The sequence below is a fragment of the Arthrobacter sp. 05T410 genome (assembly GCF_056396505.1).
The window spans coordinates 246891-261294 of sequence record NZ_JBFTLP010000005.1 but is presented as its reverse complement, the minus strand read 5'-3'; the positions used below and the strand labels follow the sequence as shown (position 1 = coordinate 261294).

The 14404-nt window shown below is 66.9% G+C and carries 11 protein-coding genes; 10 read left to right on the top strand and 1 reads right to left on the bottom strand.

The window, feature by feature from the left end:
• Positions 1–263: 263 nt before the first annotated feature.
• The 7 genes from mnmA to AC1DFR_RS09895 all read left to right on the top strand — a co-directional run bounded on the left by mnmA (position 264) and on the right by AC1DFR_RS09895 (position 8922).
• Positions 264–1376: a tRNA 2-thiouridine(34) synthase MnmA gene (gene mnmA, locus AC1DFR_RS09925; RefSeq protein WP_476873215.1), complete on the top strand. Its 1113-nt coding sequence runs from the start codon at positions 264–266 to the stop codon at positions 1374–1376.
• A 318-nt stretch (positions 1377–1694) separates the two neighbouring features.
• Entirely contained in the window at positions 1695–3323 is a 1629-nt protein-coding gene (locus AC1DFR_RS09920) for an ABC transporter substrate-binding protein (RefSeq protein ID WP_476856679.1), read from the top strand.
• Between the two features lie 134 nt (positions 3324–3457).
• Positions 3458–4549, top strand: coding sequence for an ABC transporter permease (locus AC1DFR_RS09915; protein WP_476858887.1), 1092 nt, complete (start codon positions 3458–3460; stop codon positions 4547–4549).
• A gap of 2 nt (positions 4550–4551) precedes the next feature.
• The gene (locus tag AC1DFR_RS09910) at positions 4552–5565 is read left to right on the top strand and encodes an ABC transporter permease (RefSeq protein ID WP_476848779.1); all 1014 of its coding nucleotides are present in this window, start codon (positions 4552–4554) and stop codon (positions 5563–5565) included.
• Positions 5562–7265, top strand: a complete 1704-nt coding sequence (locus tag AC1DFR_RS09905; protein ID WP_028275997.1) for an ABC transporter ATP-binding protein — start codon at positions 5562–5564, stop codon at positions 7263–7265. Before AC1DFR_RS09910 ends, AC1DFR_RS09905 begins: the two co-directional genes overlap by 4 nt.
• Positions 7266–7459: 194 nt before the next feature.
• Positions 7460–7876, top strand: a complete 417-nt coding sequence (locus AC1DFR_RS09900) for a chorismate mutase (RefSeq protein WP_230011813.1) — start codon at positions 7460–7462, stop codon at positions 7874–7876.
• A 2-nt stretch (positions 7877–7878) separates the two neighbouring features.
• A complete protein-coding gene (locus AC1DFR_RS09895; RefSeq protein WP_476873214.1) occupies positions 7879–8922 on the top strand; it encodes a uroporphyrinogen decarboxylase/cobalamine-independent methonine synthase family protein in 1044 nt (347 codons plus the stop codon).
• 76 nt (positions 8923–8998) lie between these two features.
• Here AC1DFR_RS09895 and AC1DFR_RS09890 read toward each other — a convergent pair whose 3' ends face one another.
• Entirely contained in the window at positions 8999–9721 is a 723-nt protein-coding gene (locus AC1DFR_RS09890) for a DUF4166 domain-containing protein (RefSeq protein ID WP_476858883.1), read from the bottom strand.
• Positions 9722–9923: 202 nt separating this feature from the next.
• On the opposite strand from AC1DFR_RS09890, the gene mtrA reads away from it, so the two are divergent.
• From mtrA to AC1DFR_RS09875, 3 genes are all read left to right on the top strand, one after another.
• Positions 9924–10598, top strand: coding sequence for an MtrAB system response regulator MtrA (mtrA, locus tag AC1DFR_RS09885; protein ID WP_026538469.1), 675 nt, complete (start codon positions 9924–9926; stop codon positions 10596–10598).
• Positions 10599–10749: 151 nt separating this feature from the next.
• On the top strand, positions 10750–12672 hold the full coding sequence (gene mtrB, locus AC1DFR_RS09880; RefSeq protein WP_476873213.1) for an MtrAB system histidine kinase MtrB: 1923 nt from the start codon (positions 10750–10752) through the stop codon (positions 12670–12672).
• Positions 12669–14387 carry an LpqB family beta-propeller domain-containing protein gene (locus tag AC1DFR_RS09875; protein WP_476873212.1) on the top strand — a complete coding sequence of 573 codons (1719 nt, stop codon included), beginning with the start codon at positions 12669–12671 and terminating at the stop codon, positions 14385–14387. Before mtrB ends, AC1DFR_RS09875 begins: the two co-directional genes overlap by 4 nt.
• The last annotated feature ends 17 nt before the right edge of the window (positions 14388–14404 follow it).

Genomic DNA, 14404 nt, shown 5'->3' with positions numbered 1-14404 from the left:
TCGGCGCGCTTCCGTTTTCTAAAACCGCTTGTCCTGACGCTAGAAGGGGGAGGCGGTCCCGTCAAGGCCTTTTGGGGAGGATTCGGCGTGGCGATAGAATGGCGGGGCAGGCATTGTGCTATTTCCGGGGGCCAGCAGTAGCACTGCCGTTCAACCCAGCAGTGAAAGCCCGGCAGTAGCCCAGCAGTAAAAGCCCAGCAGTACCGCAGCTGCGAACAGCAGCCCCCGAGCCTGTGACCCCCCGAACCCTAGAGAAAGCCAGTATGCGAGTTCTTGCAGCCATGAGTGGCGGCGTCGATTCCGCCGTTGCCGCCGCCCGCGCCGTCGAGGCGGGGCACGACGTCGTCGGCGTCCACCTCGCGCTGTCCCGGATGCCGGGCACCCTGCGAACCGGCAGCCGCGGCTGCTGCACCATCGAGGACTCCCGCGACGCCTGGCGTGCGTGCGACATCCTCGGGATCCCGTACTACGTCTGGGACTTTTCCGAACGGTTCAAGGAAGATGTCGTCCAGGACTTCATCGATGAGTACGCCGCGGGCCGCACCCCCAATCCCTGCATGCGCTGCAACGAGCGGATCAAATTCGCCGCCCTGCTGGAGAAGGCCATCGCCCTGGGCTTCGATGCCGTGTGCACCGGCCACTACGCGAAGGTCATCACGGACGCCGACGGCAACCCCGAACTGCACCGCGCTGCGGACTGGGCCAAGGACCAGAGCTATGTGCTGGGGGTGCTGACCCACGAACAGCTCAAGCACTCGATGTTCCCGCTGGCCGAGACGCCGTCCAAGGCCGAGGTCCGCGCGGAGGCGGAGCGCCGCGGCCTCTCCGTGGCGAACAAGCCGGACAGCCACGACATCTGTTTCATTCCCGACGGCGACACCGCCGGCTGGCTCGCAGAGAAGATTGAAATGAACACGGGGGACATCGTGGACGAATCCGGCGCGAAGGTCGGCGAGCACCCGGGCGCCAACGCGTTCACCGTGGGCCAGCGCCGCGGGCTGAAGCTCGGCACCCCGGCCGCGGACGGCAAGCCGAGGTTCGTGCTGGAGATCCGGCCCAAGGAGAACAAGGTGGTGGTGGGCCCGGAGGCCCTGCTCGCCATTGACGAAATCCGAGGCATCAAGGTCTCCTGGGCGGGGCTGCCCATCGTCGAGGTGGCGACCGGAGAAGAGTTTGACTGCTACGCCCAGGTCCGCGCCCACGGCGACCCCGTCCCTGCCCGCGCGCATATGGCGGACGACGAGCTTGTGGTCACGCTCACCGAGCCGCTGCGCGGCGTGGCCCCCGGCCAGACGGTGGTGCTCTACCAGGGCAGCCGCGTGCTCGGCCAGGCCACGATCGATGCCGCGCGCTCGCTTCAGCGGGCCGCGCTCTAGCTGCCCGCCCCACCGACTCCAGCGAAGGGTCCCGCCAGTTGGCGGGGCCCTTCGTCGTCTGTACCCTCCGTCGTCGTCAGACTACCCGGCCGTCCACGGGGCCCGGATGCGCAGGACCCTGCCGAAGATCCGGGCGGAATCCTGCAGAAAATGAGAGAAACCTTCGAATCGTGTAAATTTTGTGTCTCAACTCACAAAATGCAACGTTTCACCGAATGATCGTCTGGTTGAATCTAGGAATCAGCAAAGCGTGCCGCCCGACGAGTCAGTCGTTTCACTTCGGGCTGCGCTAGAACGCATCGAACAGAAAGTTCACAGATGGCAATGAACAAAAAGGCCTGGCACAGCGTCATCGCGCTGGCCGGGGTTTCCGCCTTTGCACTGACGGCCTGCACAGGGCCGACCGGGGGCGCTGGCGGGTCATCAGCCGCAGCTAGCGGTCCGATCGCCTATGGCACCACGGACAAGGTCACTGCCTTGGATCCGGCGGGCGCGTATGACAACGGTTCGTTCATGGTGATGAACCAGATCTACTCCTTCCTCCTCAACTCGAAGCCCGGCAGCGCAGATCCCGTGCCGGACCTGGCCGAGTCCGCGTCCTTCACCTCGCCGAACGAGTACACGGTCAAGCTCAAGCCGGGCCTCAAGTGGGCCAACGGCCACACGCTCGACTCCAAGGACGTCAAGTTCTCCTTCGACCGGCAGACCAAGATCAACGATCCTGCCGGTCCCGCAAGCCTGCTGACCAACATCGAAAGCATCACCGCCCCAGATGCCAACACCGTGGTCTTCAAGCTGAAACAGGCGAACGACCAGACCTTCGCCCAGATCCTCAGCAGCCCCGCCGCGCCGATCGTGGACGATGAAGTCTTCCCGGCCGACAAACTGCTTGACGACGACTCGATCGTCAAGGCCAAGGCGTTCTACGGCCAGTACGTGATCGACACGTACAAGAAGAACGAGCTGGTCAGCTTCAAGGCATTCCCGGACTACCAGGGGGTCCTCGGCAAGCCGGCCAACGACGCCGCCACGATCAAGTACTACGCCGACCCCACCAACATGAAGCTGGACATCCAGCAGGGGAACATCGACGTCGCGAACCGCAGCCTGAGCGCCACCGACGTCGATGACCTCAAGAAGGACTCCAAGGTCAAGGTCAACGTTGGCCCCGGCGGCGAAATCCGCTACATCACGTTCAACTTCGACACGATGCCGTTCGGTGCCAAGGCTGCCGACGCCGATCCGGCCAAGGCGCTCGCCGTCCGCCAGGCCATCGCGAACCTCGTTGACCGCCAGTCCATCGCGGACCAGGTCTACAAGGGCACCTACCTGCCGCTGTACTCCAACGTTCCCAACGGCTTCCTGGGCGCCAACGAATCGTTCAAGGACGCCTACGGCGACGCCGGCAAGCCGAGCCTGGACAAGGCCAAGAAGGTCCTCGCCGACGCCGGTGTGACGACCCCCGTCTCGATGAACCTTCAGTACAACCCGGACCACTACGGCAAGTCCTCCGGCGATGAGTACGCCATGATCAAGGACCAGCTGGAGAAGTCCGGTTTGTTCAAGGTCAACCTGCAGTCCACGGAATGGGTCACCTACAGCAAGGCCAGCCGCGCCGACGAATACCCGCTGTTCCAGTTTGGCTGGTTCCCCGACTTCAGTGACGCCGACAACTACCTGACCCCGTTCTTCCCGGAGGGCGGCTTCCTGAAGAACCACTACAACAACCCCACCGTCAACGACCTGATCAGCAAGCAGCTCACCACCGTCGATAAGACTGAACGCGAGTCCACGATCAAGGATGCGCAGAATGCCCTCGCCAAGGACATCTCCACGCTTCCGTTGCTCCAGGGCGCGCAGGTTGCCATTTCCGGCAGCGGTGTCAAGGGTGTCGATTCCACCCTCGATGCCTCCTTCAAGTTCCGTTTGGGAACTCTTTCCAAGTAAGGCTGCAGCCCTGCTGTCCTGACCAGCCTGCGAGGCGGGGCGCCCTCGAGGCGCCCCGCCTTTGCTGGTCATTGCCGCATCCTGCAGTTCACGCCGGCCCGCCCAAGGCCGCGACAGCACAATCTTAGGTACCAATGACAACATTGACTGAGGCGCCGCTAAACGACGCCGACGGACTTCTTCCGTCCAAGAAAAAATCCTCGGGTGGGGGCTTGGGGACCTACATCCTGATCCGGTTCTTCCTGATCATTCCGACCATTTTCATTCTGGTGACTTTGGTCTTCTTCCTGATGCGGGTCATCGGCGACCCCATCACTGCAGCCCAGGGCGGCAGGCTTCCGCCGGAGGCGCTCGCGCAGCGCATCCACGACGCCGGCTACGACCGCCCGATCCTCGTGCAGTACCTCGAATACGTTGGCCAGGTGGCGACCGGCAACTTCGGCACCACCATCACCGACCGCCGCCCTGTGGTCGAAATGATCATCACGTTTGGCACGGCAACCCTGGAACTGGCCATCAATGCCCTCATCGTGGCGCTGGTGGTCGGCATCCCGCTCGGCCTGATCGCCGCCTACCGGCGCGACAAGGCCCCGGACGCATTTCTGCGGTTCTTCGCCATCCTCTGCTACGCGACCCCGGTGTTCTTCGCCGGCCTGCTGATGAAGCTGGCCTTCTCCGTCTGGCTGGGCTGGCTGCCCGTCGCAGGACGGGCCTCCACCAGGACCGAGCTGGCCATGGGAAGCCTGGCCGCACCGACCGGGATCTACTGGCTGGATGCCTTGCGCAGCGGCAACATGGCCGCGTTCGGCGATGTCGCGGCCCATTCAGTCCTCCCCGCACTCACCCTGGGGCTTTTGACGGCAGGGGTCTTCCTGCGGCTGGTCCGCACCAACGTCATCGGCACGCTCGGCAAGGATTACGTGGAGGCCGGCAGGTCCCGTGGCGTCAGTAATTACCGGCTCGTGACCAAGCATGCCTACAAGCCTGCCCTCATCCCGATCATCACTGTCATGGGGCTCCAGATTGCCCTCCTGCTCGGCGGCGCCGTCCTCACGGAGTCCACCTTCGAGTGGAAGGGCCTCGGCTACCAGCTGGTGCAATACCTGAACGCCCGCGACTTCGTCGCCGTCCAGGGAATCGTCGTGATGCTGGCGGTCATCGTTGCCGTCACGAACTTCATCGTGGACGTCGTCGCAGCCCTGATCGACCCGCGAGTGAGGTACTAGCCATGAATGCAACCAAAGTAAGTGGGCGCAAGCAGCCCCTCATCTACCGGCTGCCGGTGATCTCGCATTTCCGCTCGAGCGTCGGGCTGCAACGCGGCATGCTCGTCACGGGCATGGTGCTGGCCGCCGTCTTCCTGCTCGTCGCCGTGTTTGCGCCGTGGATCGCGCCCTACGGGTTTGCCCAGCTCAGCGACGCCGCCGGTCCCTTCCCGACACAGCAGCCCCCCAGCCCGGCCCACATCTGGGGCACCACGGTTGGTGGCTATGACGTCTATTCCCGGGTGCTCTGGGGTGCCCAGACGGCCGCCGTGGTGATCATCGTGGCCGTCGCGATGTCGATCTTCCTCGGCGTAGCCCTCGGCCTCGTCAGCGGCTACTTCGGCGGCTGGCTGGACCGGGTGTTCGTGGTGATCGCCGATGCGATCTACGCTTTCCCGTCACTGCTCCTGGCCATCGTGATGTCAATCGTCATCAGCCACGGGCAGTCCAGTTTCTGGGGAGGCATTGTTGCCTGCTCCATCTCCATCTCGGTGGTGTTCGTCCCGCAGTACTTCCGGGTCATCCGTGCCGAGACCATCCGGCTGAAGGCGGAGCCGTACGTCGAATCGGCCAAGGTGGTGGGTGCCTCCAGTATCCGCATCATGGGCCGGCACATCTTCAAGAACGCAACCCGCACGCTGCCGCTGATTTTCACGCTGAACGCGTCCGAGGCCATCCTGACCCTGGCGGGCCTCGGCTTCCTGGGGTTCGGCATCGAACCGACCTCCGCCGCCGAGTGGGGATATGACCTGAACAAGGCCATTGCAGATGCCTCCTCGGGCATCTGGTGGACCGGTGTCTACCCCGGTACGGCGATCGTCCTGACCGTGCTTGGGCTGACCCTCGTCGGTGAGAGCATCAACGACCTCAACGATCCCCGCCTGCGGGGCCGCAAGAAGGCTGTGGCAGGCAAGGGCGGACCCGACTCCACCGCCGGCACCCAGGCTGCACTCGAAGCAGAATCGAGAGTTCTATGACCACCAACATCGACAAGCCCGGCGCAGGCGCAGGCCCGGTCCTTGACATCGACCGGCTCAAAGTCACCTTCGCCACCGACGCCGGGGATGTGTATGCCGTCAAGGACGTGAGCCTCCAGGTCAACCCCGGCGAAGTCGTCGCCATTGTTGGCGAGTCGGGATCCGGCAAGACCGTGACGGCCAAGACCATCCTGGGATTGCTGCCGGAGACGGCCATCAGCCAAGGCGCCGTCCTGATCAACGGCAACAACGTCATCAGCGTCAGCGAAGCCAAGCTGCGGGAGATCCGGGGCCGCGACGTGGCCATGGTGTTCCAGGAGCCATCCACCGCCCTCAACCCGGTCTTCACCGTGGGGTGGCAGATTGCCGAGGGCATCCGCGCACACGCCGGCAGCGGCGGCCGCAGCAAGGTCTCGGCCAAGGAGGCCAAGGCGCGGGCAATTGACGCCCTCCGCAAAGTTGGCATCCCGGACCCGGAAACTCGGGTCAACTACTATCCGCACCAGTTCTCGGGCGGCCAGAAACAGCGCGTCGTGATTGCCGCCGCGCTGGCCCTGAACCCTGGCCTCATTGTGGCCGACGAGCCCACGACCGCCCTGGATGTCACCGTGCAGGCCGAGATCCTTGAACTGCTGCGGGATCTGCGCGACAACTACGGGACCTCCATCGTGCTGATTACGCACAACATGGGCGTCGTCGCCGACCTCGCCGACCGCGTCGTGGTCATGTACCAGGGCGACGTCGTGGAGGAGGCATCCTCACGGGTGCTGTTCGCCGAGCCCAGGGAGGACTACACCAAGAAGCTCCTCGCCGCCGTCCCGCACCTGGGCCGCAACTCCGCCTCGGAGGGCATGGTCGAACGCGCCCACCAGGGCGGCAAGGTGCTGGTCGAGGCAAAGAACCTGACCATCGAGTATCCGGGGCGGCTCGGCAGCCCGGCGTTCAAGGCCGTCGACGGCGTCAGCTTCACCGTGTCCGAAGGCGAAGTCTTCGGCCTCGTGGGGGAGTCCGGCTCCGGCAAAACCACCATCGGACGGGCGATCGCCGGCCTGAACCGCACCACGGGCGGCAGCCTGAATGTGCTGGGCTACGAGATGCTGAACTTCAAGGAGCGCACCTTCAAGCCGCTCCGCAAGGAGATCGGCTTCGTTTTCCAGGACCCGGCGGCCTCGTTCAACCCGCAGCTGACCATCGGCGATTGCGTGGCGGAACCGCTGATCATCCACTCCAACCCGACCGCGGCCGAGGCACGCAAGAAGGTCGGGGAGCTGCTCGAGTCCGTGCAGCTGCCGGCGTCGTACGCTGACCGGTTCCCGCACGAACTCTCCGGCGGGCAGCGCCAGCGCGCCTCCCTGGCGCGGGCGCTCATCCTGAACCCGAAGCTGCTCATCGCCGACGAGCCGACCTCGGCTCTGGACGTGTCCGTGCAGGCCGTCGTGCTGGAGCTGTTCAAGGAGATCCAGCAGGAGTTCGGCTTCGCGTGCCTGTTCATCAGCCACGACCTCGCCGTGGTGGACATGCTCGCCCACTGGGTCGGCGTGCTCTACAAGGGCAAGATGGTGGAGCAGGGCCTCGGCAACCAGGTGATGGGCAACCCGCAGCACGACTACACGAAGAAACTCATCGCCTCCTTGCCTGTTCCGGACCCCGACGAACAGGCCAGGCGCCGCGAGGCGTTCAAGGCCGTGCTCCACAGCTAACTGCCGGAACCGGGCACCTGCCCGATCCGGCGCGGCCCGATCCTGCGCCGGCCAGGGCTCCGGCAGGGCCACAGCCAAGGGGCATGCCCACCGTTCGCCACGAACGGTGGGCATGCCCCTTGGTGTCTCCGCGGGCGCCTGCAACGGTGCTTAACAGCGGGAGTCATTGGCCGCCGAACCCCTAGACTGGGTCAATGACCGAGCAGAACCCCACTCTTCCCGAAACCGATTCCTACGACCCGGCGGCAAGCTCCCTGGCCGGTTCCGTGGATCCCGCGGTCATGGCGGAGCTGCTGTCGATCCGCTCCAGCATCGACAACATCGATGCCACCCTGGTCTTCCTCCTCGCCGAACGCTTCAAAGCCACCCAGAAGGTCGGCTTCCTCAAGGCCGCGCACCAACTTCCCGCCGGGGACCCGGGCCGTGAAACGGCGCAGATCGCCCGGCTGCGGCACCTCGCCGCCGAAGCCCACCTGGACCCGGCCTTCGCGGAGAAATTCCTCAACTTCATCATCGGCGAGGTCATCCGCCACCACGAGGCCATCGCCGAGGACCACCAGGCCGCCCAGGCCTCCGGCTCCGCGGACGCCGCCCGCGCCGCAGACGCCTAGCCATGGCAGCACCAGACGCGCCCGCACCGGGCCAGGTGACCGCGACCGCCCTTGGCCCCTGGCCGGGCGAGGACCCGGCCGAGGCCGCCCGCATCATCCGCGGTGAACTGGGCAGCCCGCACCTGCCGTTCCTCGCCGAGCTTCCCGACCGCGGCGTCGGCTCCGATGCCCTGGGCCGGACCGCCTCTTTGCTCGTCGAACTCGCCGTCGACGTCCAGCCGCATGGATGGCGGTTCGTGGACCGGCCCGGCAAGGACCTGCAGCGGGCCAAGTCGGCCCTGTCCACCGACATCAACATCATGGCGGACGTGATCGGCGTCGAGGAAGTGCCGTCGGACGATATCAAGATCCAGCTGCGCGGGCCGCTCAGCCTTGCCGCCGGGCTGCACCTGCACAACGGCGAGCGGGCCCTGATCGACTACGGTGCCCGCCGGGACATCGCGGACTCGCTCGCAGCGGGCGTGGAAGGCTACCTCAAGCGGGTGGCGGCGGCTGCCCCCGGTGCCCGGATCGTCGTCCAGATCGACGAACCTGAAATTGCGTCGGTGCTGGCCGGCACCATTCCCACCGCCAGCGGTTACCGGACCCTGCGTTCGGTGCCGGGCCGGGAAGTGACCGAGTCCTGGCAATTGGTGATCGACGCGCTCCGGGCCGCGGGCGCCGTCGAAACCGTTGTGGCCGTCTCCGAGGTAGAGGCGCCGTTCGAGCGGATCCTGGCGGCAGGCGCGGATGGAATCGCTGTGCCGCTTCGGGCCCTGACCTCGCGCCAGTGGGAACAACTCGCGGGCGCGGTGGAGGCCGGCAAGCGGCTCTGGGCCGGCGCGCTGGACGTGGCTGATCCTGCCGCGTCACTGCCACGGGTCCGCGACGTCGTGGAAAACGTATGGCGCCCATGGCGGCAGCTGGGTCTGCCCGCGTCCACGCTGGGGGCGCTCCGGGTCACGCCGTCCGAGGGCTTGGAGCGGCACTCACCCGCCGCTGCAGGGGCGGTCCTGACCCGGCTGACCCAGGTGGCGGACGGGCTCAACCAGCTCGCCCTCGGCTAGCGCGGCACCTTCGGCCGCCGGCGGCCCGGGGCCCAACCGTGCCCGCGGTGCCTCCGCTGTGCCCTGCTGGCCCTGGTCAGACCCTGCTTTCCCAGGCGTCCGGTCGGGCGTGCCCTGGCAGGTAGCCCGGCGCCGCAATACCGCCGGGGTAGGGCTCGAGCCGGTAGTCGAAATGGCCGGCGTAGACCAGCACCAGCCCGAGCTGGGGCTGGATCACCTTGACCTGGATCCGGTGCCTGCCGCCGTCCTGCGGCTCCCACCACTGCTCGGCGTAGGCCTTGGCGTCGAGGGCCGCCGGCAGCGGAATCCGGAGCGGTCCCACGAACAGCCGCGACGCCTCGGACACGCCGCGCAGCCGGCCCTCCGGCGTGACGCTGAGATTGAGGTCGGTGACGAGCCGCCGGTACCGGCCCACGTAGTCCACGAGCCCGGGCCCGAGCCCGCCGTTATCGCGCCCGCCGTCATCAAAGCTGGTCGTGTCCTGGAACAGCCGGGTGGTGCCCGGGAAGAAGATTTCCCGGCGGGCCGTCAGGCTGGACCTGCCGAACGGGTCCAGGTGGGCGTGGTTCTCGATCCGGAAGCGGACGCCCTCGCCGTACTCGGGGAAGAAGGCCTGCTCGCCGGTGGTGAGCCGCAGCAGGGGACGCAGCCAGGCCTGCCGGCAGCCGACGACGTCGAACACCCCCTCGCCGACGCCGTAGTGGCCGGATCCCGGTGCCAAAGCAAAGTATTCTTGAAGCTCCGGCTGTAGTCGGGCAAAGTCGCTGCCCAGGGCTCGCTGGTAGATCGGGGTGTTCACGGGTTCCTCCTGCGGTCCGGGCCGGTTCACTGGGCCTTTCCACAGCATGCAGGACAACGCGGCAATTGTCACAGCGTCCCGTGCATCGGCGCGGTTCCGGGCCGGTTCCGGCGGGGTTCCGGCGGCCGTGGCAGGCCCGGTTGCACCATGCCGGCGGGCCGCCCGATACGACAAAGCCAATTCAATGGGGGAATATATAACTATGAAGGCACGCATTCTGGTAGTGGATGATGACGAGGCTCTGGCCGAGATGATCGGTATTGTGCTGCGCAATGACGGCTTCGAACCCGTCTTCTGCGCGGACGGCGCGCAGGCGCTGGACGTGTTCCGCTCCTCCAAGCCGGATCTCGTCCTGCTCGACCTCATGCTTCCGGGGATGGACGGCATTGAGGTCTGCCGCCAGGTCCGTGCCGAGTCCGACGTCCCGATCGTGATGCTCACGGCCAAGGCGGATACCTCGGATGTGGTCCGCGGCCTCGAGTCCGGTGCCGATGACTATGTGCCCAAGCCGTTCAAACCCGCCGAGCTCGTCGCCCGGGTCCGGGCCAGGCTCCGCCCGGGTGACCAGAAGGCACCGGAAACCCTGCGGATCGCCGATGTCACGATCGACGTGGCCGGCCACCTGGTCAGCCGCGGCAACGACCGGATCTCCTTGACGCCGCTGGAATTCGACCTCCTCGTCGCCCTGGCCCGCAAGCCGTGGCAGGTGTTCACGCGCGAACTGCTCCTGGAGCAGGTCTGGGGCTACCGGCACGCCGCCGACACCCGGCTGGTCAATGTCCATGTCCAGCGGTTGAGGTCCAAGATCGAACGCGACCCGGAAGCCCCCGAAGTTGTATTGACGGTCCGTGGTGTCGGCTATAAAGCAGGTTCCTGAGCCTGCGGACCGCAGTGTCCGGCAGTCCATAGCAACGGATACGGCGCCGCCGGCCGACTCATCTGCGGCGCCGGCCGAGTCGTCCGCGCCGCGGGCCGAGTCGTCGGCGCCGCCGGCCGAGTCGTCCGCGGCGTCATCGCCAGAGACGTCCATGCCCCGCGCGCCCGAAACGCCCCGCGGCGGGCCGGGCCCGTGGCGGCGTCTGGCCTTCCGGACCCGCTTGTGGGCCAAACGCGCGAGGATCGTTGGCGTCCGGGTCGCGCGGCTCGTCCGCACCGGGATGCAGCGCCTGTGGCCCGGCATCCTGTACCTGCTCCGGGCGGTACAGCGGAAGTGGCGGCGTTCGCTGCAGTTCCGGACGGTCCTGACCACGCTGATGCTGGCCATGGGCTCGTTCGCGGTGGTGGGCGCCTACCTGTCCAACCAGATCGCCAACAACCTGTTCCAGGAACGGCTCGCCCAGGCCGAATCGGAGACGCGCTACAACGTCAAGCAGGTCCAGGACACGTTCGACGGCGCCCAGGTCACCGACCAGTCCAGCGTCATCACCCTGGTCTATGACACCCTGAACGCGGTCGAAGGCCGCGGATCCGTGATCCAGCGGCGCTACGTCTTCGAGGCCATGCCGGAGCAGACCAAGCCGCGCAACCGTTGGGTTGAATCCCGGGCCTCGGACCAACTCACCATCGGCGTCATCCCCCCGGACCTGCGCAAGGCTGTGCAGGACTCGGGCAAGGACCAGTACTGGGCGTCCACCCAGTTCCCTGTAGGGACCGAAGACCGGCCCGGCATCGCCGTCGGCAACAAGGTGACCTTCAACGGCACCGTCTACGAGCTCTACCTCATCTATGACCTCAACACGGCGCAGAAGACCCTCGACGAGATCCAGAATGTCCTGCTGGCCGGCGGCGCGCTGCTGGTGCTCATGATCGGCGGCGTCGCCTGGTATGTGACCCGCAACGTGGTCAGCCCTGTCAGCCATGCCGCCGTCGTCTCCGAGAAGCTCGCCGCCGGCCAGCTGCAGGAGCGCATGGTGGTCAAAGGCGAGGACGAGGTTGCCCGCCTCGGCGCGTCGTTCAACCACATGGCCGCAAGCCTCCAGGAACAAATCACCCAGCTGGCCACGCTGTCCCAGATGCAGCAGCGGTTCGTCTCCGATGTCTCCCACGAGCTCCGCACCCCGCTCACCACGGTGCGCATGGCCGCCGAAGTCCTTTATGACGCCCGCGAGGACTTCGACCCCATCAACAAGCGCTCCGCGGAGCTGCTGTACAACCAGGTGGAACGCTTCCAGTCGCTCCTGGCGGACCTGCTGGAAATCTCCCGCTTTGACGCCGGCGCCGCCACCCTGGACGCCGAGCCCACCGACATCGTCCAGCTTGTCGCGCATGTCATCGAGGGGGTGGCGCCCGTCGCCGCCGAATACGGGTCCGCCGTCACCCTCAACGCCCCGGCTGGCAGCGTCATTGTCGACATGGACGACCGCAGGATCGACCGGATCCTGCGCAACCTGATCCTGAACGCCCTCGAACACGGCGAGGGCCGGCCGGTCAACGTTTCCGTGGCCGCCAGCGGCACCGCCGTGGCCGTGGCCGTACGGGATCACGGAATCGGCATGACCCCGGCTGAGGCGGCGCGCGTCTTCGACCGCTTCTGGCGCGCCGATCCGGCCCGGGCCCGCACCACGGGCGGCAGCGGGCTGGGACTGTCCATTGCCGCCGAGGACACCAAGCTCCACGACGGCTGGCTGCAGGCCTGGGGGAGCAAGGGAGAAGGGTCGAACTTCCGCCTGACCCTTCCCCTGCGCCGCGACGAGCCGATCACCAGGTCCCCGCTCCAGCTCGAACCGGTCAACGTCGGGCTCCCCGAGGCAGGCCGCCAGCGCACCGTGGTGTTGCTGGACCCGCTCCGGACCGCGGGCCGCGGGACCGGTGTTGAGGGTTCCTCGGACGGATTCGCAGACGGCTTCGATGACGACTTTTCTGACGACGGCGGCAGCGGTGCCGCCGGCGGGGCTATCCCGGACGGCGGCCCGGCCGGCCCCCGGGGGACCGGGACGGAGGGCAGGGCATGAGTGGGGTTTCGGGCAGGTTTACCCGCGTGGGGGCTGCGCTGCTGGCGCTCATCCTGCTTCTGTTGACCTCGTGCGCCCAGATTCCGCGCTCGGGGCCGGTGGGCAAGAGCACGGACGAGAGTGCGGGAAACCCTAACGCCCCGGTCTTCTTTCCGGCCGCGCCGCGTCCCGGCGCCGGACCCGAAGCGGTGATCGAAGACTTCTACCTCGCCGGCAGCGGCTACGAGGACGACTACGCCGTGGCCCGGCAGTACCTCACCCAGGGTTCGTCGGTGACGTGGAAGCCGGACCAGCGGGCGCTCGTGTTCCGCAAGGCCACGGTGGTGGCCACCGGCGTCGAAAATGTCTTCAACTACCAGCTCGACCTCGCCTATTCGGTGGACGCCGACGGCGTGGCCACGCAGCTTCCCGAGGGCACCACCGAAAACATACCCGTCACCGTGACCCAGGTGGACGGCGAATGGCGAATCTCCGATCTTCCTGACGGCACGGCCATTCCGGAAGAAACCTTCAAGGTCATTTACGGCGCGTTCCCGATCTACTTCTACGACCCCACGTTCACCTACGCAGTGCCCGACGTCCGGTGGTTCATCCGCAAGAAGACCGTCAAAGCCATGACGAGCGCGCTCCTGGGCGGACCCGCCCCCTACCTCAAGGGCGCCGTCGTCAGCGCGTTCCCTTCAGGCATCAAGCTGGCCCGCGAATCAGTGCCCGTGGTATCCGGCGCCGCGCAGGTGGATCTCACCGCCAAGGACCTGGTCGAGGCCTCCAACGAGGACCGGCTGCGGATGCAGACGCAGCTTGCCCTGACGTTCCGCAGCCAACCGGATGTGATCAACGTTGAGCTCCGGGCCAACCAGGACCTGGTGCGCGTCGAGGACAACGGCACGGTCCTGCCTCCGGTCCAGGACGAAAGCGTCCCCGCTTACCAGATCGCCGTCAGCAACAATGACCTGGTCCGGTACGAAAACAACAGGATTTCACCGCTCCCGGACGTCCGGTCCGTCTCAGCCCTCTCACCCCGGGCGCCTGCGGAGTCCACCGAGTCGCAGGCGGCCGCGTTCCTCAACGCCGCCCGCACCACGCTGTACTCGATCGTTCCGGGCCAGCCCGCCAGGGCGCTGACCACGCGGGCCGCGCTGTCCCGGCCTTCGTTCGGCCGCTATGACTGGGTCTGGACTGCCGGGCCGGGTGCCGGCGGCGCCACCGAGGTAGTGGCCTACCGGCCGGTCGGTGTGGCGGAGAACGCCAGCGTACCCACCGTGACCCTGTCGCCGGGATGGCTCGCGGGCCGGACGGTGAAGGAGTTCCGGATTTCCCGGGACGGCACGCGGGCCCTCGTCATTTCGCAGCAGAACGGCAAGAGCAAGGTCCAGATCACCGGGATCATCCGGAACGCGGACGGCACCCCGAGGGACCTGACCGTGCCCCTGACGCTCCTGACCCCCCGGGATCCGGACCAAGGGGTCTGGGTGGATGACACCACAGTCGCGGTCATGAAGGCCTCCGCCAGCGATGCCGTCACCCCCGAGCTGTTGTCGCTGACCTCGGCACAGCCGCAGCAGCTGGCGCCGTGGCCCGGGCTGACGGCCCTCAGCGCGGGCAACGGACCGGCCGAGATCTACGGCCAGTCCGCGGAAGGGATCTTCCAGCGGCTGGGCAACGGCTGGTCACCGCAGCTCAAGGGCCCCATCGACCCCTCGTTCCCCGGCTGACCGGCGTCCCCTCTTTC